The sequence below is a fragment of the Gottfriedia acidiceleris genome, assembly GCF_050457485.1.
Taxonomy (GTDB): Bacteria; Bacillota; Bacilli; order Bacillales; family Bacillaceae_G; genus Gottfriedia; species Gottfriedia acidiceleris_D.
Genome location: NZ_JBCMJM010000007.1, coordinates 165,795 through 190,372 on the forward strand (window position 1 = coordinate 165,795; position 24,578 = coordinate 190,372).

25 protein-coding genes and 3 riboswitches are annotated in these 24,578 nt (G+C 34.7%); of the genes, 16 read left to right on the forward strand and 9 right to left on the reverse strand.

Going from position 1 to position 24,578, the window contains the following annotated elements; genetic code table 11:
* Window position 1 precedes the first annotated feature (1 nt).
* Genes ABEY15_RS07255 through ABEY15_RS07280 form a run of 6 tightly spaced genes read left to right on the forward strand, consistent with a single transcriptional unit; the run spans window position 2 to window position 2,541 of the window.
* Window positions 2-754 (forward strand): GvpL/GvpF family gas vesicle protein, encoded by a 753-nt coding sequence (locus ABEY15_RS07255; RefSeq protein WP_429889448.1) that lies wholly within the window; start codon window positions 2-4, stop codon window positions 752-754.
* The gene (locus ABEY15_RS07260; protein WP_429889449.1) at window positions 751-987 is read left to right on the forward strand and encodes a gas vesicle protein GvpG; all 237 of its coding nucleotides are present in this window, start codon (window positions 751-753) and stop codon (window positions 985-987) included. The genes ABEY15_RS07255 and ABEY15_RS07260 overlap by 4 nt, the downstream gene beginning before the upstream one ends.
* Window positions 984-1,790 carry a GvpL/GvpF family gas vesicle protein gene (locus ABEY15_RS07265; protein ID WP_429889451.1) on the forward strand — a complete coding sequence of 269 codons (807 nt, stop codon included), beginning with the start codon at window positions 984-986 and terminating at the stop codon, window positions 1,788-1,790. The genes ABEY15_RS07260 and ABEY15_RS07265 overlap by 4 nt, the downstream gene beginning before the upstream one ends.
* Window positions 1,787-1,999, forward strand: coding sequence for a gas vesicle protein (locus tag ABEY15_RS07270; protein ID WP_429889453.1), 213 nt, complete (start codon window positions 1,787-1,789; stop codon window positions 1,997-1,999). Before ABEY15_RS07265 ends, ABEY15_RS07270 begins: the two co-directional genes overlap by 4 nt.
* Window positions 1,962-2,249 (forward strand): gas vesicle protein K, encoded by a 288-nt coding sequence (locus tag ABEY15_RS07275; protein ID WP_429889455.1) that lies wholly within the window; start codon window positions 1,962-1,964, stop codon window positions 2,247-2,249. The genes ABEY15_RS07270 and ABEY15_RS07275 overlap by 38 nt, the downstream gene beginning before the upstream one ends.
* Window positions 2,250-2,262: 13 nt before the next feature.
* A complete protein-coding gene (locus ABEY15_RS07280) occupies window positions 2,263-2,541 on the forward strand; it encodes a gas vesicle protein (RefSeq protein ID WP_429889457.1) in 279 nt (92 codons plus the stop codon).
* Between the two features lie 186 nt (window positions 2,542-2,727).
* Here ABEY15_RS07280 and ABEY15_RS07285 read toward each other — a convergent pair whose 3' ends face one another.
* The 3 genes from ABEY15_RS07285 to ABEY15_RS07295 are packed head-to-tail and all read right to left on the reverse strand — an operon-like array spanning window position 2,728 to window position 6,379.
* Entirely contained in the window at window positions 2,728-3,849 is a 1,122-nt protein-coding gene (locus ABEY15_RS07285) for a Ger(x)C family spore germination protein (RefSeq protein WP_429889458.1), read from the reverse strand.
* Window positions 3,846-4,943, reverse strand: a complete 1,098-nt coding sequence (locus tag ABEY15_RS07290) for a GerAB/ArcD/ProY family transporter (RefSeq protein WP_429889459.1) — start codon at window positions 4,941-4,943, stop codon at window positions 3,846-3,848. The genes ABEY15_RS07285 and ABEY15_RS07290 overlap by 4 nt, the downstream gene beginning before the upstream one ends.
* Complete coding sequence (locus ABEY15_RS07295) at window positions 4,940-6,379, reverse strand: spore germination protein (protein WP_429889460.1); 1,440 nt, start codon at window positions 6,377-6,379, stop codon at window positions 4,940-4,942. Before ABEY15_RS07295 ends, ABEY15_RS07290 begins: the two co-directional genes overlap by 4 nt.
* A gap of 229 nt (window positions 6,380-6,608) precedes the next feature.
* Here ABEY15_RS07295 and ABEY15_RS07300 point away from each other — a divergent pair, with 229 nt between their 5' ends.
* The 7 genes from ABEY15_RS07300 to ABEY15_RS07330 all read left to right on the forward strand — a co-directional run bounded on the left by ABEY15_RS07300 (window position 6,609) and on the right by ABEY15_RS07330 (window position 13,068).
* Window positions 6,609-7,028 (forward strand): MerR family transcriptional regulator, encoded by a 420-nt coding sequence (locus tag ABEY15_RS07300; protein ID WP_429889653.1) that lies wholly within the window; start codon window positions 6,609-6,611, stop codon window positions 7,026-7,028.
* A 15-nt stretch (window positions 7,029-7,043) separates the two neighbouring features.
* Window positions 7,044-7,733 (forward strand): zinc metallopeptidase, encoded by a 690-nt coding sequence (locus ABEY15_RS07305; protein WP_429889461.1) that lies wholly within the window; start codon window positions 7,044-7,046, stop codon window positions 7,731-7,733.
* 211 nt (window positions 7,734-7,944) lie between these two features.
* The gene (locus ABEY15_RS07310) at window positions 7,945-8,514 is read left to right on the forward strand and encodes a TVP38/TMEM64 family protein (protein ID WP_429889462.1); all 570 of its coding nucleotides are present in this window, start codon (window positions 7,945-7,947) and stop codon (window positions 8,512-8,514) included.
* A 258-nt stretch (window positions 8,515-8,772) separates the two neighbouring features.
* Entirely contained in the window at window positions 8,773-10,101 is a 1,329-nt protein-coding gene (locus tag ABEY15_RS07315) for an NAD(P)-dependent oxidoreductase (RefSeq protein ID WP_429889654.1), read from the forward strand.
* 16 nt (window positions 10,102-10,117) lie between these two features.
* Window positions 10,118-11,425, forward strand: coding sequence for an NAD-dependent dihydropyrimidine dehydrogenase subunit PreA (gene preA, locus ABEY15_RS07320; RefSeq protein WP_429889463.1), 1,308 nt, complete (start codon window positions 10,118-10,120; stop codon window positions 11,423-11,425).
* Window positions 11,422-12,843, forward strand: coding sequence for a dihydropyrimidinase (hydA, locus tag ABEY15_RS07325; protein ID WP_429889464.1), 1,422 nt, complete (start codon window positions 11,422-11,424; stop codon window positions 12,841-12,843). The genes preA and hydA overlap by 4 nt, the downstream gene beginning before the upstream one ends.
* 3 nt (window positions 12,844-12,846) lie before the next feature.
* Window positions 12,847-13,068: a hypothetical protein gene (locus tag ABEY15_RS07330; protein ID WP_429889465.1), complete on the forward strand. Its 222-nt coding sequence runs from the start codon at window positions 12,847-12,849 to the stop codon at window positions 13,066-13,068.
* 208 nt (window positions 13,069-13,276) lie between these two features.
* Here the strand turns inward: ABEY15_RS07330 and ABEY15_RS07335 are convergent, their stop codons facing one another.
* The 6 genes from ABEY15_RS07335 to ABEY15_RS07360 all read right to left on the reverse strand — a co-directional run bounded on the left by ABEY15_RS07335 (window position 13,277) and on the right by ABEY15_RS07360 (window position 19,714).
* On the reverse strand, window positions 13,277-14,743 hold the full coding sequence (locus tag ABEY15_RS07335; protein ID WP_429889466.1) for a CoA-acylating methylmalonate-semialdehyde dehydrogenase: 1,467 nt from the start codon (window positions 14,741-14,743) through the stop codon (window positions 13,277-13,279).
* A gap of 19 nt (window positions 14,744-14,762) precedes the next feature.
* The gene (locus ABEY15_RS07340; protein ID WP_429889467.1) at window positions 14,763-16,136 is read right to left on the reverse strand and encodes an aspartate aminotransferase family protein; all 1,374 of its coding nucleotides are present in this window, start codon (window positions 16,134-16,136) and stop codon (window positions 14,763-14,765) included.
* 306 nt (window positions 16,137-16,442) lie between these two features.
* Window positions 16,443-17,891, reverse strand: a complete 1,449-nt coding sequence (locus ABEY15_RS07345; protein ID WP_429889468.1) for a spore germination protein — start codon at window positions 17,889-17,891, stop codon at window positions 16,443-16,445.
* 275 nt (window positions 17,892-18,166) lie between these two features.
* Window positions 18,167-18,571: a CBS domain-containing protein gene (locus ABEY15_RS07350; protein ID WP_429889469.1), complete on the reverse strand. Its 405-nt coding sequence runs from the start codon at window positions 18,569-18,571 to the stop codon at window positions 18,167-18,169.
* A 25-nt stretch (window positions 18,572-18,596) separates the two neighbouring features.
* A complete protein-coding gene (locus ABEY15_RS07355; protein WP_429889470.1) occupies window positions 18,597-19,055 on the reverse strand; it encodes a hypothetical protein in 459 nt (152 codons plus the stop codon).
* A gap of 106 nt (window positions 19,056-19,161) precedes the next feature.
* Window positions 19,162-19,306: riboswitch (cyclic di-AMP (ydaO/yuaA leader) on the reverse strand.
* A gap of 21 nt (window positions 19,307-19,327) precedes the next feature.
* Window positions 19,328-19,714, reverse strand: coding sequence for a DUF2294 domain-containing protein (locus ABEY15_RS07360; protein WP_429889471.1), 387 nt, complete (start codon window positions 19,712-19,714; stop codon window positions 19,328-19,330).
* A 115-nt stretch (window positions 19,715-19,829) separates the two neighbouring features.
* Window positions 19,830-19,968, reverse strand: a riboswitch (cyclic di-AMP (ydaO/yuaA leader).
* Window positions 19,969-20,104: 136 nt separating this feature from the next.
* Window positions 20,105-20,248: riboswitch (cyclic di-AMP (ydaO/yuaA leader) on the forward strand.
* 468 nt (window positions 20,249-20,716) lie between these two features.
* Between ABEY15_RS07360 and ABEY15_RS07365 the strand changes: the two genes are divergently transcribed.
* Genes ABEY15_RS07365 through kdpB form a run of 3 tightly spaced genes read left to right on the forward strand, consistent with a single transcriptional unit; the run spans window position 20,717 to window position 24,575 of the window.
* Entirely contained in the window at window positions 20,717-20,794 is a 78-nt protein-coding gene (locus tag ABEY15_RS07365; RefSeq protein ID WP_088012318.1) for a potassium-transporting ATPase subunit F, read from the forward strand.
* 31 nt (window positions 20,795-20,825) lie between these two features.
* Window positions 20,826-22,499, forward strand: a complete 1,674-nt coding sequence (gene kdpA / locus ABEY15_RS07370) for a potassium-transporting ATPase subunit KdpA (protein ID WP_429889655.1) — start codon at window positions 20,826-20,828, stop codon at window positions 22,497-22,499.
* 36 nt (window positions 22,500-22,535) lie between these two features.
* The gene (gene kdpB / locus ABEY15_RS07375) at window positions 22,536-24,575 is read left to right on the forward strand and encodes a potassium-transporting ATPase subunit KdpB (protein WP_429889472.1); all 2,040 of its coding nucleotides are present in this window, start codon (window positions 22,536-22,538) and stop codon (window positions 24,573-24,575) included.
* The last annotated feature ends 3 nt before the right edge of the window (window positions 24,576-24,578 follow it).

Here is a 24,578-nt window from a genome sequence, read left to right on the forward strand (position 1 = left end):
AATGAGCGAAGGTGTATATCCTTTTTGTATGATTCAAACAAATGTCGTCCCCAATTTTGGTTTCACAAAGTGGGAAGGAAAGGAAATAAAACTAAATACGATCCAATATAAAGAAATTGTAATGATTGTTGCAGATGTTCCTAATCGAGATTATCTTCCAACTCGTGCAAATGTACTAGCCCATCAAAGTGTAATCTCTTTCGTTATGAAACAGTTTACGGTTATTCCAATGAGTTTTAATAATGTATTTTCCTCTTCAGAAGAAATTCATTTATTACTAGAAAAATTAAATGATGAACTGCAATCAGTCTTTCATAAAATAAACAATAAAATTGAGGTTGGTTTAAAGGTAATTGCGCGTAAGGAGTGGCTGGAAGAAGAAATACGAATGAATGCTGACATACAAAAACTTAAGGAGAAAGTAAATCAGCAAAAAGAAGCTGCATTTTACGAAAAGATTAAACTTGGAGAAAAAACGAAGGACTTTTTCTACAATCTGCAACACGATCTGTACAATGAGATTTATTTACCTCTTTCTACACTTTCGAGTGCTTCTAAATCAAACCCTCCAATATACGAAACCATGCTACTCAATACAGCCTTTTTAATTGATCGAGAACAAGAAGAAATTTTTGATGAAAAGGTTAATGAATTTTATGAATTATGGAAGGATAAAGTGGAATTTAAATACTCTGGACCATGGCCTGCATATAACTTTATTCAGTTAACCATAACGGCAGGAGATCGGTCATGATTTTTAAAGCTTTAGCCTTTCCACTAAAATCAATCATTCTATTAGGTGAAAAAATAAAGGAGGAAGCTGACCGCGTTTTATTTGACTCGAAAACGATCGAGCAACAATTGATCCGTCTACAAATGATGTATGAATTAGGAGAAATTTCGCAGGACATTTATGAACAACAAGAAGAGGAACTACTTTTGCGATATCAAGTCGCAAAAATGAATGAACGGGAGGCAAGGAGTTGAGCATTTATTTATATGGTTTGCTACCGACAATCCAACTAACAGATTCACCTTTTTATTCAGTAAAGGGGATTGATCAAGATCAAACTTGTTATGAAATTTTTGAAAAAGTAACAGCAGTTTTCTGTTATTTAAGAGAAGAAGAATTTGCCGAGTCAGTTCTAAGAGAAAAGATGGACAATCCAAAATGGGTACACAAAAATGCAGTTCATCATCATGAAACAATTGTGACTTATTCTAAAAACTATTTATTTCTTCCTTCTAAGTTTTGTACGGTCTATTCAAGTATTGAAAAATTAAGAGAGGATTTGTCGCAGGAACAGCTTAATATCGTATCCCTTTTTGAGCAATTAAAAGAAAAAGAAGAATGGAACGTAAAGATGTACTATGATAAATCGAAATTTTTTAAAGTATTGGAGCGACATAGTAAAGTAATTCAAAGTATGAGGGACGAATTGAAAGTATTATCTCCTGGGAAACAATTCTTCGTGAAGAAAAAGCAAGGACAACTACTCGAAAATGAAGCACAAAGTGAGTTGCGTTTAATATCTCAGTGCTTGGAAAATAATCTAATCAAATCAACGGTTGGCAATAAAACAAGAGAAAATTGGAGCCGAAATGCTACAGGAAGAAATGTTGATATGATCTACAATAGTACTTCTCTAGTCTCAAAAGACGGCAGAAAGAATTTTGAACTGCTAATAAAAGAATTTAGACAAAAGTATGAGGATAAGGGAATTATTGTAGAGATTTCTGGACCATGGCCATTCTATCATTTTGCTAGTTTGGATTCTAAAATTACATGAACAGTCAAAATGATAACATCACATTATTAGATATTTTAGATGGAGTCCTAGATAAAGGTGTAGTTATTACAGGTGATCTCATCCTTTCTATTGCAGATATTGATTTGGTATATGTGAATATTTGCTTACTAGTGACAGCAGTAGAATCGATTCATGGAAGGGGGATAAAGAATGTCAGCGAATCGGGGAATAGCCTCCGAGAGAATTAATTTGAATCCAGAAGATGCTGAACAAGGACTAGCTCAACTTGTGCTTACAATTTTGGAATTGCTAAGGCAACTCGTAGAGCGGCAAGCTATTAAAAGGGTAGAGGGTGGTACACTTTTAGATGAAGAAATTGAAAAACTTGGTACGGCCCTTTTGAATTTAGAAGAAAAAATGGAAGAATTAAAAATTGTATTTGGACTTGAAGGAAAAGACTTAAATATAGATTTAGGACCTTTAGGGAACTTAATGTAAGAAAGGAGAAAACATGCAACATTCAGCACAATCGACTAATATTTTAGATATTTTAGAGAAAATTTTGGATAAGGGAATCGTCATTGCAGGAGATATTAAAATCGCCTTGGCAGATGTAGAATTACTCACAATTAAGATTCGACTTGTAGTTGCTTCAATTGATAAAGCGATGGAGATTGGTTTAAATTGGTGGCAGGACGATCCATATTTTAATTCAAGTGTAAAAGGGAAGCTTTTGCATGATCGGATTAATCGGATAGAAGACCAACTCGGCATACAGCAAAAGGAGTAGATCGTTATTTAAATCAAATAAACTAGTAGATATTTTAAATATCGACCAGCTAGAATTACATCAAAGTATATAAGCACCCACAATCAGTCTGAAAATAAAGTTCATTGGACTTTGTCTACACACTAAAAAGGATATTCTCGTAGGATGAGAATATCCTTTTTTTACGATCAAACTAAATTAATTTTTTTAATTAGAGTTAAGAATCGTTATGTCAAATTCAGGTTCAATTGTCATATTAGGATAGTCTTTCCTCCAATTTAAAGACTTCCAAATTTTTGGATGGTATGCCTTTAGTTGCTTGCCAATACCAAGTACATCGGAATTTGCTGATTGCATCGTCTTAATTGATTCCAATGCCTTTTCATCAAAATGATTATTAAGTTCTTTTTCTAGTTTGGCAATATCAGGTTTTAACTTATTCCCTTGTTTACCAAGCTCGAAAACACTTACTTGCATCTGTACTTTAATGTTGATTTTCGGCAAATTACTTGCATTGGAGACAGTAATTTTTGAAAAATTTCTTTTGACTGTAAATCCAAAATTGTTTTTGATTGTCTGATCAGAGGAGGATTTTTCACCATTTTCTTTAGATAGATTTCCAGTAAACCTTTGCCTTCCCGTGTTTCCACCTTCCAATAACATCATCATTTTAACTTGATTTTTATCAAGTTTTATCCCTGTAGGTGTACCATTGCGGAATAATAAGGCACCGCCTAATTCCAACCACTCATCTTTTAGTGTTAACATAGGTAACGCTAAATCACCCAATGATTCGTCCCGGGATTGTATAAAGTTCATCATAGAAACTGTAGGGATCGTTCGATTCTTCTCCATCGAGACTATAAACTCATTCATATCCTTTGAAAACTCTTTATTCGTTTTTGAAGTATCTCCAAATATTTTAGAAAGTTTAGCGTCAACAACTACTAAAGGAGTGTTTATAGATGAATAGGGAGCACCTAGTAAAAAGTCAAGCTCTGAAACGGGATCATCAGAAGCAAAACTTTGACTAATCATATAAATTCTCGTGCTTATCCCTATAAATGGTGATTTGTCCTTGAATTCCCATTGACCGATTGCTTCTGCTAAACTTGGTCCTTTAAGTTCCCTCACTTCTGAAATTGACTCCCCGGTACCTTGTCCGGTGCTTTTTAGTTTTGTAATTAGAAAGAAGGCCTCTACTTCTCCTGTTTTTTCGTTTAAGTCAAAGCCATTTACATCGACTAAATCCAGTTTTTTTAAGTCCAATCGATCCCAACAGCCGGTCAATAGTGGCAATAGTAAAATTAAAAAAAAAGCTTTTTTCATCTTTTCGCCACCTTTTCCTTTATGAATGATATTAGAAGAAGTAAAGTCGGCAATCCCAATATCACTATTGCAGTGGTAATATTATGATAGTTGGAAAATACGGGAATAAAATGCCTGCTTGAGAAAAAAACCCCTGCTACGAAGCATATTATACCGATAATCCAAACTAAAAGAGTGTGTTTACTGATTTCACTTTTACCGAGAAAAGCTAAATAACGTGCGGACAAAAACAAGTAAATATATGCTGTTACTAAAACGACAGATAGCCAAATTGAGATAAAGAGAATATCTAGACTTTGAACGACTGGCCATCTGAATTTACGAAGAATAAAGACCATCGGTTCAGGAATGTAATTTAATTGATGCTCACTAAAGTTATAGGTAACAATAAACGCAATAAATACGTAAAATAAAGTCGTAAATCCATTGGCAACCGACATAGCAATCAAGATATCGCTATTTTTTTTACATTTTACGTATGGAAATACATAAAGAAGTAACTCGTACCCAGCGTATGCCCAAAAGGCAGGAATCGCCCCTTTTAGGATCGGAGCAATCCCATGAGTACCAATTGGTAAAAAGTGCCGTATGTCCCCTTTTCCAAAACCACTTATAAAGATGATGACAAAACAGATAAAAAACATGAACATAATCGACTGGGTAATGGTAGCGATTGACCTGAGTGTTGATGTAGCAACATACCCTGCGATGATAACTAATATGCCTATTAGGACGAACCAAGGAGTTTCAAATAATATCCAGCGATTAATGATATCAGAATAAGAAACAACAACCATTAAAAAAGATTGTACACAATAAACCGCAAATAGTAAGTTAATAATCGATCCTAGTGGTTTTCCAAGAATTGATTTTATGTATTGTTGAAATGGGCGATCGGGATAACGTTTTCCAAGTTGGTACAGGATTAGAATTCCAATTTGAGAGATTACTCCTCCAATAATGAGGGACATCCAAGAATCGTAGCCTGATGTTTTAGACATTTTGTATGGTATAGATAAAACACTAACACCAACCTGGTTGAGAATAACGAGACAAATAAGCTGATTAATCGTAATCTTTTTTATTTGAATCACTCAGTCTCACCCCTTGGATCCCTAATTCTTGTTTCGTCTTTAGCCAAGCTTTCCAATGGACGTTTTTTCATGCTCTTAATTGGCGCTCTAAAAAGAGTATCTTTAATTGCATCGCGATTAAACCATGTATAAAAGTAAGGAATCCCCATTGTATTCATTCGGGCTAAATGGGTCAGAATCAACAAAAATGAAACTTCCAAACCAATCAAACCAAAGAGTGCTGCCATGAAAATAAAAGGATACGCTAACAATCGTGCTGTATTACTCATTTCATACGATGGAATAATAAATGAAGCAATCCCCGTTATTGCTACGATGATAACCATCATATTAGAAATTAGATTTGATTGGACAACAACCGTTCCAATTACGATCCCACCAATGACACCTATTGATTGACCAACTGGATTAGGTAAACGGACGGTTGCTTCCTTTAAAATCTCAAGTATGGCAAGCATTGTAATGGCCTCTAGTATTGGTGGCATCGAAACGAATTGCATAGAGCTTTGTAACGTAAGAGCAAGATCCAAAGGGAGAACCCGTGGATCGAAAGTAACAAGCGCTACATAAGAGCCAGGTAAACTAATCGCAATTATAAAGCAAATAATGCGCAAAAATCGTAAGAAACTACCAAATAACCAACCGACTTGATAATCATCTGGACTTTGAAAGAATGCCCAGAATGAGATGGGAACAATAGCACAGTCTGGCGCACCATCTGCTAGAAACGCAATTTTTCCGTCCATTAGGTAAGATTTTACACGATCTGGTCTTTCCGTTATAAGCATTTTCGGAAATAGCGAGAATTGTTTATCCTGAATTAATTCTTGAAAAAAACCTGGTGCTTCTATGTAATCGATATCAATATTAGAAATTCTACGTTCAAATTCATGTAATACAACTTCGTTAGCAAGTGACTGTAAATAAAGAATCGCAACCTTTGTATTCGATCTACGGCCAACTTGATATGACTTTATGACTAGGTCTGGCGTAGCAACTAAGTTACGCAATATATTGAGATTTGTATTCAAGTTTTCGTTCATTGCCCTATGAGATCCACGTAGCACACGCTCATTTAAAGGAATATTTACAGTGCGCTCTTTAATTAGCTCGGTTCTAAGTAAATAGAATTTTGAGTCGCCCTCAATTTGGACTACAGTTTTACCTTCAATTAGCGCATTCGATGCAACAGACAGAAGCTCTGTCTCGCTGTAATCTAATATGGAAACAGCTTCACGTACACTACCAGTTGGATGATTAAGTAATGGGCGGATAATATGTTCCTGTACTAAAGTATCTTCAATCATTGTATCTAAATAAAAAATCCGAAAATGGCGGTCACCGGACTCGAAATTGCTGGATTTGAAGTCGGAACTATTAAATAGCAATTCCCGGAGCGATTTTTCATTTTTATCTAAATCGCGGTCAGCAATCATTAAACACTCCTCTTTTCTTCAAATGAAATATTTTCCTATTTTTTCCCATATACTCTCTTACTATTCTGGACTTTAAGATGTAGATTTTTTATTTCTTTCTATTTTTTTAAGACTCATTTTTTAAAGCAGCGAAGGTATAGTAATTACATAACAGATTCGAACAACGTAACGTTTTACTGTACGTTTTTATCGAATTCACATATAATACAAATATAAGGAGAGTGAAAACATTGGGATTGTTTATAAAATTGGAGAATTAGCAAAAGAAGTGGGAGTGTCAAAGCGCACAATTGACTATTATACAAACCTAGGATTACTAGAACCAGAGCGTTCGGAGACGGGACATCGTTTTTATAACGAAACTTCTTTAGAAACTTTAAAATTTATTGAGCAATGCAAATCTATGCACTTACCACTCCAAGAAATAAAAGAAATCTTAGAAAAGAAAAAAATTGCGATGGTCGAGAATCAGAGCATAGCCCCTCTAACAGAGGAAGTAACTGTTCATATGAATCAGTTACAGAATGAATTATCACAATTAAAATTTTTACTAGAAAATTTAACTGAGGAACAAAAACTAAATATTATCCGTCAATTAACGTCACAAACATCAGAGTTAATTCAGACGTTACTGTCATTTATTCTTTAAAAGGAGAGAATGTAAATGTTTTTTCACCCTATGGATTTCCTAATTTTGATTGCCTTTGGATTATCGATTTGGGCACAATTTAAAGTGAAATCTAGCTTTAATCACTGGGCTGAAGTGCCAGCATCTGGTGGGTTAACTGGAGCTGAAGTAGCAAGATATATATTAAATAATAATAATTTACCAAATGTACCAGTGGAAGTAGTACCTGGCCGCTTATCAGATCATTATGATCCTATGGCAAGAACAGTTCGTTTATCAGAAGAAGTATATTATGGTAGATCGATTGCATCTGTATCAGTTGCAGCTCACGAAGTAGGTCATGCGATACAGCATGATACCTCATATGGATTCTTAACACTTCGTCATCGGATTTTTCCGATTGTTAACATCGCATCAGGAGCAGCGCCGTTACTACTACTAGCAGGATTTTTACTTCAAGCATTTTCATTAATCGGGGTAGGGATTTTACTATTTTCAGTAGCGGTTGCATTTCAACTGATCACTTTACCAGTTGAATATAATGCAAGTTCACGAGCAAAGAAATTAATGCTAGCAGGAGGAATAATCCACGATTCTGATAGAAAAGGTGTAAATAAAGTTTTAGGAGCTGCTGCTCTTACGTATTTAGCGGCAACCTTAATATCAGTTTTAGAATTAGTAAAATATTTATTTATATTTTTCCAAGGACAAACTGAAGAAGAATAAAATTAGTCATAAAGATGATTTCGTGATGTATTCGAAATCATCTTTTTTGATTGAAAAATTAAATTTAAATTGGTTAGTATGTTTAAAATTTCGATGTCTAAACTAGTAAATAGGTTTTAATTTTTGGAAGATTTATGTATTTTTGTAACCTTAGCTTTTTTATCATACTAAATGTTGTACAATTAAGTGGTTAAAAAAATGGGGGAAAATTATGACACTTTCGGCAATAGAACATTTTTTAAATACATACAAAGACTACGCTGTCATCCTGAGTATATTAATTAATGTTCTAATTAGTATTGTTGGTATTATACCAGCTTGGTTTTTGACAGCAATCAATATTAAATTATTCGGTTTTACTGGTGGATTTTTAGTCTCTTTCATAGGTGAATTAGTTGGTACATTCGTATCTTTCATTTTATATAGAAAGGGTTTACAAAAAAGATTTATTAGTAATTCAACTAAATTTAAAGGATTAAATAGGCTGTTAAGCTTAGAAGGAAAAGAAGCTTTTTACGGGGTGTTATTTTTACGTTTTATTCCTTTTATTCCATCTAGCCTGATTACATTGTTCGCTTCCTTTGGAAAAATCACATGGTCAAGCTTCATGTTAGCTAGTTTTATTGGCAAGTTACCTGTCATATTATTTGAATCGTATTCTGTTAATCAAGTGTTAGAGTTTACTTTATTCGGTAAAGTCATTTTAGGACTGTTAATTATCGTCTTGTTGATCTATTTTTATAGAAAACGATTTACTGTTTTTGTGAAGAATAAAATATAAAGAAAAATCAAATTCATAACAATTACTGTTGTGCAAAAAGCTCAAACCCAGGTTAGTAAGGGTTTGGGCTTTTATTTTTTTATCAACCTAAAATTGAAAAACATTCAATATGACAGGCCTTACATAAACATGTCTAAATCAATTTAATTTAACATATATTGAAATACCTCAATTTTAGAAATAGCTTTAATGAATCGTATATTCCGCGTTCTTAAAAAGTAACTTATAGCTACTAGGAGGGTGTTGTTAGTGAATAGAATCTCGTCAAAGGATTTATCGAAGAATTTTGAAGAAGTACATCCTGGATTATCGGAACGGGAAGCATTCGAAGAAGCGCATCGTTGTCTTTATTGCTATGATGCTCCATGTATTAAAGCGTGTCCTACCGGGATTGATATTCCCACGTTTATTAAGAAAATAGGTTCAGGTAATTTAAAAGGTTCAGCCAAAACAATTATGTTATCGAACCCAATTGGAGCAAGCTGCGCTCGAGTTTGCCCTACTGAAGAACTGTGCGAAGGTGCATGTGTACTTAATCATTCTACAAAACCAATCATGATTGGGAATTTACAACGTTATGCAACAGATTGGGCGATCAAAAATAATCAAGCATTATTTAAAGCTGGAAATAAGAATGGAAAAACAGTTGCTATTGTGGGTAGCGGTCCATCCGGTTTAGCAGCTGCTCGTGAACTTGCCCTACTTGGCTATGATGTAACAATTTACGAAGCGGAAAATCATGCAGGAGGATTAAATCGATATGGAATTGTTTCGTTCCGTCTTCCAAAAAAAATATCTAGCTGGGAAGTTCAGCAAATAGAAGAATTAGATGTGAAAATTCATACGAACACTAGAGTTGGAGCGGATATATCATCAGACTATTTAGTAGAAAACTATGACATGGTAGTTTTGGCAGTAGGTATGGGAAAAGTACCGATGCTTGATATAGAAGGAGAGGACTTGGACGGAGTTTATGATGCAATTGATTTCGTGAAAGAGACAAAATCGGGCGAGTTTACAAATCGCTTTATAGGTAAAAACATGGTGGTAATTGGAGCTGGAAATACGGCAATTGATGCAGCGACATGTTCAGTTCGTTTAGGTGCTGGCAATGTTAAAATTTTATACCGCAGGACGCAATCAGAAATGTCTGCTTATCAATTTGAATATGATTTTGCTAAGCAAGATGGTGTGGAATTCCGGTGGCTAACTTTACCAATCAGAATAATTGGTGAAAGCGGAAAAGTAATCGCACTTGAGTGTGTTCGATTGGAGTTAGGTGAAGTGGGTAAAGACGGTCGCCGCAGGCCTGTGCTTATTCCAGATTCAAATTTTACGATTCCAGTTGACGGGGTCATAAAAGCGATTGGTCAAACACGCTATACAGAGTTAATCGAACAATTTGGGTTAGAACATAATGATGGAGTTGTAAAAATCAACAAAGAAACGTTTCAGACTTCAAATCCTAAAGTATTTGCTTGTGGTGATGTCATATTTGGAAAAGGGCAAGGGGAAGCGATGGTCGTGACTGCAGCACAGCAAGGTAAAGAAGTAGCTTATGCGATTCATAAGCAGCTAAACCATTAAAAGGAGGTTTTCTTACATGGCAGATCTACGAATAAATCTTGCAGGTATACAGTCACCTAACCCATTTTGGCTAGCTTCTGCTCCTCCAACAAATTCGGGATATCAAGTGCAACGTGCGTTTGAGGCTGGCTGGGGAGGGGCAGTTTGGAAAACATTAGGTGAACCGATTATTAATACTTCCTCCCGATTTGCTGCGATTAACTTCAATGGACAAAGAGTTGCTGGGTTTAATAATATCGAACTCATATCTGATCGACCTCTTGAAGTAAATTTAAAAGAAATTTACGATACGAAAAAGAAATTTCCAGATCGAGCGATTATTGCATCACTAATGGTTGAACCGCAGCAATACAAATGGCATGAAATCGTAAAAAGAGTTGAAGATGTCGGCGTTGATGGATTAGAACTGAACTTTGGCTGTCCACACGGAATGGCAGAACGAGGAATGGGATCTGCATCAGGTCAAGTTCCTGAATTAGTCGAGCAACAAACTTTTTGGGTAAAAGAAGTTGCAAAGACACCTGTTATTGTAAAACTAACTCCAAACATTACTGATATTACAGTAACGGCGGAAGCAGCAGTTCGAGGTGGAGCGAACGCAGTCAGTATGATTAACACAATCAATAGTTTAATGGGTGTAGATTTAGATTCTTGGAATACTGTTCCACATGTTGCCGGGAAGGGTGCGCATGGTGGGTATTGTGGGCCAGCAGTAAAACCAATTGCATTAAATATGGTAGCCGAATGTGCACGTAACCCACGAATTTCAGTACCAATTTCCGGTATTGGAGGAATATCGAATTGGCAAAATGCAGTAGAGTTTTTATTAATGGGAGCAACAGGTGTTCAAGTTTGTACGGCAGCAATGCATCATGGATTCCGCATTGTTGAAGACATGATTGATGGGTTAAATAACTATTTAGACGAAAAAGGTCTTTCCTCAGTAACGGAGCTAGTAGGTAAAGCAGTTCATAAGTATTCGGATTGGGGAAATTTAGATTTAAATTATCAAGTAGTTGCTAGAATTGATACTGAAGAGTGCATTAACTGTAATAAATGCCATATTGCTTGTGAAGATACATCTCACCAATGTATAGATATGGCGATCGATGAAAATGGAAAGTCATATTTAAAGGTTCGGGAGGAAGACTGCGTAGGATGTAATTTATGCAAAATAGTGTGTCCAGTGGAAGATGCGATTAACATGGTAGAGACCCCAAGTAAACAACCTTCGATGACTTGGAATAATCGCCAACATGCTTTAAAGACATTAGCAAGAGCTAATCAATATTCAATTTTAAAGGGGGGAAGGAAAAGAAAATGAAGAAGATCATTCGCAATGGAACGATTGTTACTGCAACGGATACTTACAAGGCTGATATTTTAATAGAGGAAGACAAAATTTCTGCAATTGGATTTAATTTAGATCGGACAGATGCTGAAGTTATTGATGCTTCAGGTCATTATATTTTTCCAGGTGGAGTAGATCCTCATACACATTTAGATATGCCGTTTGGTGGGACTGTCACAAAAGATGATTTTGAATCAGGAACGATTGCGGCTGCTTTTGGTGGAACAACAACAATTATTGATTTTTGTTTAACGAATAAAGGAGTACCACTGCAAAAAGCAATTGAAACATGGCATGAAAAATCAAAAAATAAAGCAGTGATCGATTATAGTTTTCATCTTATGATTGGTGAAATAAATGATGATGTATTACAAGAGTTACCTAGAGTAATTGAGAAAGAGGGAATCACATCATTTAAAGTATTTATGGCTTATAAAAATGTATTTCAAGCTGATGATGCGACGTTGTATCGTACTTTATTAGCAGCAAAAGAATATGGGGCACTAGTAATGGTGCACGCGGAAAACGGGGATGTCGTCGATTATTTAATCAATCAAGCTTTAGCTGAAGGAAAAACAGCGCCAATTTACCATGCATTAACACGTCCTCCAGAAGTAGAAGGTGAAGCGACTGGAAGAGCGGCTACATTAACTGGTCTAGCAAATTCACAATTATATGTCGTTCATGTTACTTGTGCAGAGGCTGTTGAAAAAATAACGGAAGCCCGAAATAATGGAATTGATATATGGGGTGAAACATGCCCACAATACTTAGTGCTTGATCAGTCTATGCTAGAAAAGCCTGACTTTGAAGGAGCAAAATACGTGTGGTCTCCACCACTTCGTGAAAAATGGAACCAAGATGTGTTATGGAATGCATTAAAAAATGGAAATCTGCAAACGTTAGGTTCCGATCAATGTTCATTTGACTTTAAAGGACAAAAAGACTTAGGTCGTGACGATTTTTCAAAAATTCCAAACGGTGGACCGATGATTGAGGATCGAGTAAGTATATTGTTTTCTGAAGGAGTTAAAAAAGGGAGAATAACATTAAACCAGTTTGTTGACATCTCTTCTACTAGAAGTGCAAAACTATTTGGTTTATATCCTGGGAAAGGGACAATTGTAATTGGTTCAGATGCGGATTTAGTTATTTTTGATCCAAATAGTAGACGAACACTCTCTTCCGAAACCCACCATATGGCAGTCGACTATAATGCATTCGAGGGAATGGAGGTAACCGGTGAACCAGTGAGTGTATTAGTTCGTGGAGAATTTGTCATAAGAGAAAAACGATTTGTAGGTAATGCAGGAAGTGGGCAGTTCTTAAAGAGGAAGAAGTATGGTGAAACTAGTTTAATAGAAGAGATTAGTAACGAAGGGAAGGAATAATCAATGTCAACTTATAAGGAATTTTTAATCGAAAGAAATCAAATCGATTCCCTTATAAAGAAAGGCTACAAGATTAATAATGTTCGAGAAACCCTAGACGGTGCATATGTTGACTTTGAAAATCAAGAGGAAGAGGATCGGTTTATAACTCTCCATATTATGAATGCTGATACTCGGAAATATTTTGGGTCGTTAATTATAAAACAGTTTGGGATTCATCTTTGAGTTTAATAGAAATGTGATTTGTGAATAAATCTCTGAATCGCAATTGTACAACGAGGTGATTTCTTCAAAGGAAAGAAGCAAGCATATTCAATTATTAATTTCAAATCGCATCTAATCCGTCATTCTAACGGAATATGCGATTTTTTTCTGCATAAAAAAGCTTTTCCATTAGTCAAATTCCTAAACTAATGGAAAAGCTAGATTTTATCTACTCAAATCTGCTCGTAATCATTTTTTTCCTTGTATAGAATTCGACCCCATCAGCGCCATTAGCGTGTAGGTCACCGTAGAACGAGTTTTTCCAACCAGAGAATGGGAAGAAGGCCATTGGTGCGGGCACGCCAATATTTACTCCTAACATCCCTACTTCAATGTTCTCACGGAAGTATCGAATACTTGCTGCACTGTCTGTAAAAATGCAAGCACCATTTCCAAAATCTGATTTATTCGTAAGCTCGATTGCATCTTCTAATGATTCTACACGAACAATGGATAGTACTGGTGCAAAAATTTCTTCCTTCCAAATTTTCATAGACGGGTTCACGTTATCAAAGATTGTCGGTCCAATAAAGTAACCTTTTTCTTTTCTAATTAAATCATTTCGTCCATCGCGTAATAAGGTCGCACCTTCTTTTATTCCACATTCAATATATTGTTCCGTCCGTTCACGATGTTCCTTACGAATGACAGGACCTAGGAATACATCTTCCTCTAACCCATTTCCAATCGTGATGTTATTGGCTTCTATTTTTAATTTTTCGATTAAAGGATCCGCAATATCGCCAACTGCTACGACTACAGAGCAAGCCATACAGCGTTCACCTGCAGAACCGTATGCAGCTGTAATGATTTGCTTAACCGATTCATCTAAGTTTGCATCCTGTAAAACGATACTATGATTTTTAGCACCTGCTAATGCTTGAACCCTTTTACCATTTGCAGAGGCAGTTTTATATACATATTCCGCCACAGGCTGAGAACCGACAAATGAAATAGCTGGAACATCTTTGTTTTGAAGTAATTCGTTTACAATTTCATGTGCTCCATGAACAATATTGAATACACCTTTTGGAAGACCTGCTTCGGTAAAGAGCTCTGCTAAACGATTTGCAAGTAGCGGTGTACGCTCAGAAGGCTTTAAAATAAACGTGTTTCCACATGCAATCGCTAATGGGAACATCCAGCAAGGTACCATCATAGGAAAATTAAATGGGGTAATTCCGCCAACTACACCAACAGGGTACCGATACATGGCTGACTCAATATTAGTAGCAATGTCAGGTAATTGTTTACCCATCATTAATGTTGGTGCACCGGCTGCAAATTCTACGCATTCAATTCCACGCTGAACTTCACCATATGCCTCATTATAGCTTTTGCCATTCTCAATCGTGATTAAATTAGCAAGTTCATCCCAATGTTTTATTAGTAATTGTTGGTATGAAAATAGTATTCTTGCTCTTCTCGGAACTGGTGTTTTACTCCATGAAATAAAAGCTTTTTTAGCCGCTTTTACAGCACTTTCTAAATCTAATTTAGTTGAAAGAGGTACAAATGCTAATAGTTCTTCAGTAGCAGGATTTGGTACTGGAATGGTTTGGGCATTAGGTGAAGCTTCTTTCCATTCGCCATTAATAAAATTCTTTAAAACTTTAATATTTGTTTGGGTAGACATAGAATTTCACCTCGTACGATTATAGGTTTGAAAATGCTTTGTTTAAAGTATTTACGATAAAGTCGATCTCTTCTTCAGTTGTTGTAAATGGAGGAGAAAGTGTAAGAATATTATTATAGCCTGGGACGGTATCTCCATTTCGACCGATTATTAATCCTTGTGCCTTACATTCAGTTATTATTTTTAATACCAATTCTGGACTAGCAGGTATTTTACTTTTTTTATCTTCAACAAGCTCAATTCCTGCAATAAAACCAAAACTTCGTATGTCTCCAACATTTTTATAAATTAGTAAACTATCTAATTTTTTCCGAAGTTCTTCACCTAAAAAAGCTGCACGTTCTATTAAATTTTCACTTTCAATAATTTCTAAGTTTTTAAGTGCAATTGCGCATGAGGCTGGATTTCCTCCAAATGTATTTACATGACGAAAATGCTGATCTGCACCAGGTTGTTTAAATACATCATATAGATCGCTTCTAACTGCAGTTGCTGAAAGAGGAGAATAGGCACTCGTCATTCCTTTAGCCATCGTAACAATATCAGGTTTGATTCCGAAGTTTTGATGTCCAAACTGTTTCCCGGATCTGCCGAAGCCACATATTACTTCATCAACAATCAGCAAAATACCATATTTATCACAAATTTTCCGAACTTTAGTTAAGTATTCTGCAGGAGGTACAATAACTCCTCCACCTGTAATAACTGGCTCCATTATGATCCCTGCTATCGTTTCAGCACCTTCATAATTAATAACATCCTCAATTGCCTTAGCGCACTGTATGCCACAATCACCATATGTTTTACCAAAAGGGCATCTGTAACAATAAGGAGGTGCCACATGCTGGAAGCCCGAAGAAAGAGGTTCATATTTAACTTTTCGGTTAGCTTGACCAGTAGCACTTAATGCACCCATAGAATTACCGTGATAAGCACGATACCTTGATATAAATTTATAGCGTAGGGGCTCGCCATTTTGTTGATGGTATTGTCTAGCAATCTTGAAGGCTACTTCATTCGCATCAGAACCTGAATTAGAATAAAAAATACGATAGTCTCCATCTAGCCATTCATTTAACTTCTCAGCTAATAGAATAGAAGGAACATTAGCTTGGGACATTGGTACATATGGAATTGCTTGAATTTGTTCAGAAGCTGCTTTAGCAATTTCTTCACGCCCATAACCTACATTTACGCACCATAATCCTGACATACCGTCTAAGTAATTTTTACCGTCAATATCAGTTACTGTGCTATTCTTGCCCGAAACTAAAACCATTGGATTTGGATTATGAGGAGACATATGATGCCATACATATTTTCGGTCTAATTCAAGAAGTTCTTCCTTAGTCAGGGAAGTAGATTGAGTGCCATTTACAGTTTTATCATTCACTTAAGTGTCACCAACTTTCACTATTCTTGTCTTATTGAAATCTAATTTTATATCTTTATTAATTAATATTACGGAGTCGTGCATATTATCCTAATACGATTAGACAAATTGTTAGATGTTGGATTTGAATTTGATAAGGGAGTTAGGTACACCGGGAGAAGCTTTGCACCGAATTGTGGCATGACTTTTATATTTGGTCAATGAAATACAAATTATAGGATCCTTTGGTATGCCATTGCCTTCAATTTTGAATGAATAGCAAAAAGAGCTTGTAAATTTTACAAGCTCTATAAAATAGATACTTCTCTATTCCTTATCCTTATGTGGATAGGTATGTTTACTATTAATAATATTTCGCAAATCACCGCGAATTAAAACGTCTTTGAACTCTTTGAATTGAAAAGGAATAAATGGTGCTAAATATGGTACACCAACTGATTTTAGTGATGCCATGTAAATGATCGTTAAAATCAAACCAATGGCCATACCGGTTAATCCGAAAAAATAACCGATAAAAAGAAAAGCGACTCGGAGTACACGCATTACCCCCCATAATCCGCCTGCTGTTAATGCCATACTTGCTAGAAAATTTATCCCGACTACAATTAGACTTAATGAATGGACTATTTTGGCTTCAACTGAAGTTTGTCCAATTATTGTAGCACCGATGAGTGATACTAATAAAACGGTTGTTTTAGGTATTCTTAATGATGTTTCTGAGAGTAATTCAAATATAAATTGTAAAAACAATAACTCCAGTATAATTGGTAGAAATGTATCTGATTGTGTTAAGAGTTCTTTACTAAATTTTGGTGGAAACCAATCTTGGTGAAAGTGGACTAGCGTTACATAAAGGCCAAGTAAGCCAATTGCCAGAAACCAAGTGAAAAATCGTATAAATCTAATAATAAGCCTACTTCCTTTTACATTGTATTCATCAGGTTGTTGAAAATAATGAATAAATAGGGTAGGAACAATTAGCACATAAGGAATACCGTTTACGAGAATAACAGTTCTTCCTTCGTATAGAGCTGAGACTGAAACATCAGGTCGTTCACATGTAAATACTAAAGGAAATATTGCATTTTTTTCTTCTAAAGCATCCTCAATTACTCTTGCTTCGAGTAAGTAGGTTACATCAATTTCTTTTATTTTTCTTCTTGTTTCTTCTAGAACTTTCTTATCTACAAATTCTTCAATGTAGACGATTGCCACATCGGTCTTTGATTTAGTTCCAACTGAAATGTTCTCTACAGTAAAATCTGGGGTTTGAATCATATTACGTAGAAGATTCACATTTACCTTTAATTGTTCATTAAATCCAACTAATGGCCCTCTTGATGTTCTTTGTGTATCTGGCTCAGCTAAAGCCCTCATTTGCCAATTGGAAGATTCTGCTAAAATCCCTTGATCAAATCCATCGATTAAAACGAGCGCCTTCCCTTTTGTTAAAGCTAAAAAAATTTCATTAAATTGAGAAACAAGACTAACGTCAATGATCGATAGTCTTTCTGACATGAGCGTTTCTAAACTTTTGATTCGATAAATTCCTTGTAGAGGTTTGAGAATGTTTTCCTGTATATTTTTTGTATCAGTTATTCCATCAATATAAAAGATGGCAGCATCTCGAACAACTTCATCTCTAATCGAAAATGTACGTATTTTTAGATCAGAGGATTTATTAATTGTTTCCTCAATTTGTTTAAGATTTCTATGCAAACTGATTGATAAAGAAGCGGATGTAGTTTCGCTCATAAAATCTCTCCTAGGTTTATGCAATTAAAAAGGTTCATATAAAAAAGAATTACCTAAAAAAAATGAATATAAACTATAGCATTAATTTTTACTTTATAAGACATTCAAAATACTTGTATTACTCAAGAAATGATTAAAGTACTTTTGAATAAAAATGGACAATATTACACGAGTTTAATTCAATAGAAAAAGCAACTACAATATTGAGTAGTTGCTCATTTTCTTATTTTTCATCTAATCTAAAAAAGACAAATCCATATCTTTTTGAGAAAAACTTAACTTAATAAGTTTTTAGCACAATATTCAATAATTTCCTTTCTTTTAACCATACCTATGAACACGTCTTTATCATCAATAACAGGAATGAAGTTTTGATTAATTGCTTTTGTAAATAAATCTTCTATTTGTGCATTAATTGATACGGGCTCATATAAGTTGTGCAAGGAAATTTCTTGTAAACTGATTTCGTTCGTATTAGAAAATGATAAACTTGCCGAATTTTTTAATTTCCATAATAAGTCACCTTCAGTAAGTGTACCAACGTATTTTCCATCATCATCTACTAAAGGTATAGCCGTATAACGATGGTGTTCCATTTTTTCAAGTGCTTGACGCATTGTTGAATTGCTATTCATATATACTAGTTCGTTTTTTGGGGTAAAGAAAAACGCGATATTCATTTTTAAATCTCCTAATAGTTTTAATTTATATTAGTTTTTTTAAGTTAAATAAGTGAGAGTTACTCACTTTCTCTGTATAACCCTTAATCTCAATTTCAGGATGATCCAAACTAAATAAATGGTTTTTTAGTGCCGATTCAATTGGTATTTTAAATGTTAATATTATTTTTTCATGCGGTTTAATATTTAATTTATTTCCAATAGCTTCTACTTTAAAAGGATCTAACTTATAACCATTAATCGTTTTAATATTAAAATGTAAATAGACATTACTTTGTTTTATAATCCGTTTTGAAGCATTTTGCATTTTAAAAATGTAAATTATATTATGTTTATTATGTGTCTTTTTTACTAAATTAATTGTAATTTTTGGTTTAACTTTATTTTTTTGTACAGTTTGTAGGTCTCGTCTTTTTGTCATTTGATAACCAAGGGATAATACTAGACAACTCCAAATAACGATTTTTTTGACTTCATTTCGCATGAAACCCACCTCGTTCAATTATTTTAAAATAATAATTAAGCGCTATTACTTAAAAAGAATATAAAAAAATACACTGGGGTTTACCCAGTGTTAAAAAAAGACACCTGTATCCCTCCCTAAACGCTTACGAGGTTAGCTGTCGGATTCGGACTTAAAGAGTTGCCCTACCAATAATGGATTCACCCCAAAGTAGTATAATACCACTACAAATTGGTTTCCCCGTTTCATAATGAATTCAGCGAAGTGTTATATCATTTAATATAAATATTCGTTTATGAGTTATACTTATTAATAGATTCAAACATTTTACTAATATTTCGATCCATTACAAAAACTTCAATTCTTTCACCTGTGTTTGTACTAGTATCACTATGACTTGATAAAACCTCACAACCAGTATGTTTTTCAATAATTCCCTCATATTCTTTACTATACATTTCTCTCAGAACTTGACGCATTTTTTTTACAAGGCTTTTCCCTGTACTATGAGAAACTAAATGTTTTTCTTCTGTAGTCAATACGCCTTTAAATCGAATAATAATCATGTCTTCAACTATATATGTTTTTGCTTCTTGAGGTCCTCTACCTATTAGTTCTCTTTGGAATTTAATAAATGCCTCACTTAATTCTATTTCTAGCTTTTTTTTCGATGTGTTCATTAATATCTCTCCCATACTGTTTATAAGAACAAAAAATAGCTACAAGAAGAGCAATCTTCTCGTAGCTATTTTCTTCAATAAAAAAGTATATTGAAATATTAATAACACGATTGGATTTTGCTCTCTTCAAACGCTGGCGAGGTTAGCTGACGGATTCGGGCTTGAAAAGTAGCCCTACCATAAATGGATTCACCCCATGTGCATTGCACGAATTGGTTCCCCCGCTCGTATAAACGATTTAGCGATTACAGCAAATTTATTTGTTGATATGTATATCATACAGAGATAAATAAAATTGTAAAGGAATAAATTTTTACAAAAATTTTATAAAAATTTTCATTGAAAAACTCTTTACATGAAAAAAACATCGCCGTATAATCAAGTCAACAAAATAATTATCGGCTTAATTACGAATCATTCGTAAGCGGAGGAACCAATTTTTTGGGGTTAATTTTACATGAATGTAGAAGGGATGAGATACTCTTTCGCCATCCTACCCGACAGCTAACTTCGTAGGCTAAAGCGAGGGAGGTCAAATAGACCGCCTAATTTGAGCGGGTTTTTTATTGCCTTTTTGCAATAAATTTACCTGAGCAAATCACTGTGTAGGTCTTTTTATTTTGTTTTTAATTGGAAAATTCTGGATTATAAATAGAAAAGATCAGGGAGACAGAACACAAAGAGAGCAATACGCTAGCTGGGTGTTAGGTAGACCAATGAATACTTTTCTTCCAAATTTCAATTAACTAAATCGTTAATAGATGTAGACATATTTAATTTGAAAACTATGTTTATATCTACAAAATTTAGTTAATTTGCTGGAGGATTAGTGTCCATTGGTCTTTTTTGTTGTTCAGAAAAAGGCATGAAATTTGTATCAAAAATGAGAGGAGAGAATTTGAATGATCAATGACTTAACAATGATTGGTCTACTTGTTATCGTTTTTGCAGTTTTTTGGGCTTTTACAATTTTTTGCGAAAAAGCGTAAGGGGGATATATTGATGCTTATTCCAGCAATTATAGGGATTGTTCTTATTCTATATTTGGTTTTTGTTCTAATTAAGCCAGAGAAATTTTAGTTAAACATGTGGGAGGAATTTTTAAATGTCCATGGGAATTCTGCAGGTAGTTATTACATTGCTTATTATTATTTTATTAGTAAAACCAGTAGGTAGCTATCTTGTTAAAGTGTATGACAGTGAGAAAACAGGATTAGATCGCTTTTTTGGACCTTTTGAAAGATTCATTTATCGATTAATAGGTGTTCGAGAAGAAGAGAAAATGGGTTGGAAAAAATATGTATTAGCAATGTTACTAAGTAACTTTGTGATGCTAATTATTTTATATGCAATTTTTAGACTACAAAAATATTTGCCTTTAAATCCAGATCATATAGCTAATATGCCATCAGCTTTGGCATTTAATACAGCAACTTCTTTTATTACAAATACAAATTGGCAGGCTTACAGTGGTGAAAATTCACTATCGTATTTCTCCCAAATGGCGGCTATTACATTCCCAATGTTTACTTCAGCTGCTACCGGCTTTGCAGTAGCTATAGCTTTTATAAGAGGGTTAGTAGGACGCCAAGATAATCTAGGAAACTTTTACGTAGACTTAGTTCGTTCAATTACTCGTGTATTTTTACCTTTATCGTTTATAGTGGCTATATTTTTAGTATTCCAAGGAGTGCCACAAACTTTAAAAGGTGCAGTAGATGTAACAACAATTGAAGGGGTAAAACAAGTCATTACTAGAGGCCCAGTAGCTGCACTGGAATCAATTAAACATATTGGTACAAATGGCGGAGGTTTTTTTGGTACAAATGCTGCACATCCATTTGAAAATCCTACCCCTTTATCAAATTTAGTACACATTGTTTGTATGATGCTTTTACCAACTTCATTAGTGTATGCGTTCGGTGTAATGGTTAAAAACAAAAGACAAGGTTGGACAGTGTTTGCTGCAATGGGGATTTTGTTTCTAGGGCTACTTACTGCCGTATTTGTTGCAGAATATAATGGAACACCAGCATTACAAGCACTTGGCATTCATGGAAATATGGAAGGAAAAGAAGTTCGTTTTGGACTATCTGAATCAGCCCTATTCACAGCTGTTACAACTGCTGCCACTACAGGTTCTGTGAATACTATGCACGATTCATTAACACCTATTGGTGGGATGATTCCACTTGCTGAAATGATGTTAAACAATGTTTTTGGTGGGAAAGGTGTAGGTTTATTAAACGGATTATTATATGTCATCTTAACTGTCTTTATATGTGGGCTAATGGTCGGAAGGACGCCAGAGTTTTTAGGAAAGAAAATTGAAGGAAAAGAAATTAAACTAGCATCCATTGCTATTTTAATTCACCCATTAATTATTTTAGTTCCTACTGCTTTAGCATTAGCGCTAAAAGGACCTGTTTCTTCTATATTAAATCCTGGATTTCATGGTTTATCTGAAGTATTGTACGCAATTACTTCAGGGGCTGCGAATAACGGATCAGCATTTGGTGGTTTAACTGCTAATACGGATTTCTATAATATCGTAATTGGAGTGGTCATGTTATTAGGTCGATACATTTCAATTATTGCTATGCTAGCGATTGCTGGGTCATTTTCTACTAAGAAAGTTGTTGCAGCAACATCTGGAACATTCCGAACAGATACACCTTTATTTACAGTCATATTAGTTGCGATTATTTTAGTTGTTTGTGCATTAACGTTTTTCCCTGTACTTGCACTAGGTCCAATCGCAGAGCATTTAGGGATGTTCAAATAGTAGGAAACGGTAATAGCTAAGGAGGAGAATGAACAAATGGCAATCGAAAATAAGCCACTGTCAAAAGAAATAAAAACGCAAGCTGTGATTGATTCATTTAAAAAATTAAATCCACTTGTGATGATAAAAAATCCAGTCATGTTTGTAGTAGAAGTCGGGACTTTCATAACTCTTATTCTTTCAATTAAACCAGATCTTTTTGGAATCAGTACAGTAGGTAGAACATACAATATTGCGGTATTTTTAATTCTTTTATTTACAGTATTATTTGCTAATTTTGCAGAAGCACTTGCTGAAGGGCGTGGTAAAGCGCAGGCAGATACACTAAGAAAAACAAAATCAGAAACAAATGCAAAGTTAAGACAAAAAGATGGGTCATATATTGAAGTACCATCAACCTCCCTGAGAAAAGGAGATATTGTTCGAGTAGATACAGGAGAAATTATACCTTCAGATGGAGAAATTATTGAAGGTCTTGCATCGATTGATGAATCAGCTATAACAGGTGAATCAGCTCCAGTTATTAAAGAAGCAGGAGGAGATTTTTCATCTGTTACTGGAGGAACTACTGTCGTTTCAGATTATATTATTGTTAAAATTTTAACTGATCCTGGTGAATCATTTATTGACCGAATGATTTCATTAGTTGAAGGAGCGGCTCGTCAAAAGACACCAAATGAAGTTGCGTTAACTACTCTATTAGCGGTGTTAACTTTAGTATTTTTGATCGTAATTATGACCCTAGTTCCAATTGCAAATTATTTAAACGTCTCAATTGATGTAGCAACATTAATTGCCCTACTAGTTTGTTTGATACCTACAACAATTGGTGGGTTACTTTCAGCAATTGGTATTGCAGGGATGAACCGTGTTACACAATTTAATGTATTAGCTATGTCTGGTAAAGCAGTTGAAGCAGCTGGTGATATTGATACGATGATTTTAGATAAAACTGGAACAATTACATTTGGTAACCGAATGGCTAGTGAATTTATCTCAGTTGGTAGTGTAACAGAAAAAGAAGTAACTTTAGCATCTTTAAAATCTTCTGTAAAAGATGAAACGCCAGAAGGACGTTCCGTAGTCGAGCTTGCTCATAAAAATGGACTAAGCTGGGATCAAAATGAATATAAAGACGCCGAGATAATTGAATTTACTGCTGAAACTAGAATGTCAGGTTTAAATTTAAAAGATGGAACTGAAATTCGAAAAGGAGCGGTAGACGCAATTAAAAAATATATAACCGCTAAAGGAGGAAGTATTCCTTCCGACCTTGAGGAAAAATCAAATATTGTGGCAAAAGCGGGAGGTACTCCACTTGCTGTTGCAATTAATGATCAAATTTTCGGTGTTATTTATTTAAAAGATACAGTAAAACCAGGGTTAAAAGAGCGATTTGATGAATTAAGAGCAATGGGGATCAAAACGGTTATGTGTACAGGTGATAATCCATTAACTGCTGCAACAATTGCAAGAGAAGCAGGTGTTGATGAATTTATTGCAGAAGCTAAACCTGAAGATAAAATCGCAGCGATTAAAAAAGAACAAAACGAGGGTAAGTTAGTTGCGATGACAGGTGATGGAACAAATGATGCTCCTGCTCTAGCTCAAGCTGATGTTGGTTTAGCGATGAATTCAGGAACGATGGCTGCAAAAGAAGCAGCAAATATGATTGACCTGGACTCAGATCCTACTAAACTACTATCAGTAATTGCGATTGGTAAGCAATTATTAATCACTCGTGGTTCATTAACAACATTTTCGATTGCAAATGATATTGCGAAATATTTCGCGATTATCCCAGCACTTTTTATCATGGCAATTCCGCAATTAGATTATCTTAATATTATGGGATTGAATTCACCGAAGTCTGCAATCCTATCTGCATTAATTTTTAATGCGATTATTATTCCTCTCCTCATACCAGTGGCAATGAAGGGTGCGAAATATAAACCAATGGATGCAAATAAACTATTATCCAAAAACTTATTAATCTACGGACTTGGTGGTGTTATTGCTCCGTTCATTGGAATTAAAATTATTGACATGCTTGTATCCACATTGCATTTTGTTTAATAG

Excerpts from the sequence above, each read along its gene's own strand:
- ABEY15_RS07255 (WP_429889448.1), top strand. The coding sequence starts at position 2 with ATGAGCGAAGGTGTATATCCTTTTTGTATGATTCAAACAAATGTCGTC.
- ABEY15_RS07260 (WP_429889449.1), top strand. The coding sequence starts at position 751 with ATGATTTTTAAAGCTTTAGCCTTTCCACTAAAATCAATCATTCTATTA.
- ABEY15_RS07270 (WP_429889453.1), top strand. The coding sequence starts at position 1,787 with ATGAACAGTCAAAATGATAACATCACATTATTAGATATTTTAGATGGA.
- ABEY15_RS07275 (WP_429889455.1), top strand. The coding sequence starts at position 1,962 with ATGTCAGCGAATCGGGGAATAGCCTCCGAGAGAATTAATTTGAATCCA.
- ABEY15_RS07280 (WP_429889457.1), top strand. The coding sequence starts at position 2,263 with ATGCAACATTCAGCACAATCGACTAATATTTTAGATATTTTAGAGAAA.
- ABEY15_RS07285 (WP_429889458.1), bottom strand. The coding sequence starts at position 3,849 with ATGAAAAAAGCTTTTTTTTTAATTTTACTATTGCCACTATTGACCGGC.
- ABEY15_RS07295 (WP_429889460.1), bottom strand. The coding sequence starts at position 6,379 with ATGATTGCTGACCGCGATTTAGATAAAAATGAAAAATCGCTCCGGGAA.
- ABEY15_RS07305 (WP_429889461.1), top strand. The coding sequence starts at position 7,044 with ATGTTTTTTCACCCTATGGATTTCCTAATTTTGATTGCCTTTGGATTA.
- ABEY15_RS07310 (WP_429889462.1), top strand. The coding sequence starts at position 7,945 with ATGACACTTTCGGCAATAGAACATTTTTTAAATACATACAAAGACTAC.
- preA (WP_429889463.1), top strand. The coding sequence starts at position 10,118 with ATGGCAGATCTACGAATAAATCTTGCAGGTATACAGTCACCTAACCCA.
- hydA (WP_429889464.1), top strand. The coding sequence starts at position 11,422 with ATGAAGAAGATCATTCGCAATGGAACGATTGTTACTGCAACGGATACT.
- ABEY15_RS07330 (WP_429889465.1), top strand. The coding sequence starts at position 12,847 with ATGTCAACTTATAAGGAATTTTTAATCGAAAGAAATCAAATCGATTCC.
- ABEY15_RS07335 (WP_429889466.1), bottom strand. The coding sequence starts at position 14,743 with ATGTCTACCCAAACAAATATTAAAGTTTTAAAGAATTTTATTAATGGC.
- ABEY15_RS07345 (WP_429889468.1), bottom strand. The coding sequence starts at position 17,891 with ATGAGCGAAACTACATCCGCTTCTTTATCAATCAGTTTGCATAGAAAT.
- ABEY15_RS07350 (WP_429889469.1), bottom strand. The coding sequence starts at position 18,571 with ATGAATATCGCGTTTTTCTTTACCCCAAAAAACGAACTAGTATATATG.
- ABEY15_RS07355 (WP_429889470.1), bottom strand. The coding sequence starts at position 19,055 with ATGCGAAATGAAGTCAAAAAAATCGTTATTTGGAGTTGTCTAGTATTA.
- ABEY15_RS07360 (WP_429889471.1), bottom strand. The coding sequence starts at position 19,714 with ATGAACACATCGAAAAAAAAGCTAGAAATAGAATTAAGTGAGGCATTT.
- ABEY15_RS07365 (WP_088012318.1), top strand. The coding sequence starts at position 20,717 with ATGCTTATTCCAGCAATTATAGGGATTGTTCTTATTCTATATTTGGTT.
- kdpA (WP_429889655.1), top strand. The coding sequence starts at position 20,826 with ATGGGAATTCTGCAGGTAGTTATTACATTGCTTATTATTATTTTATTA.
- kdpB (WP_429889472.1), top strand. The coding sequence starts at position 22,536 with ATGGCAATCGAAAATAAGCCACTGTCAAAAGAAATAAAAACGCAAGCT.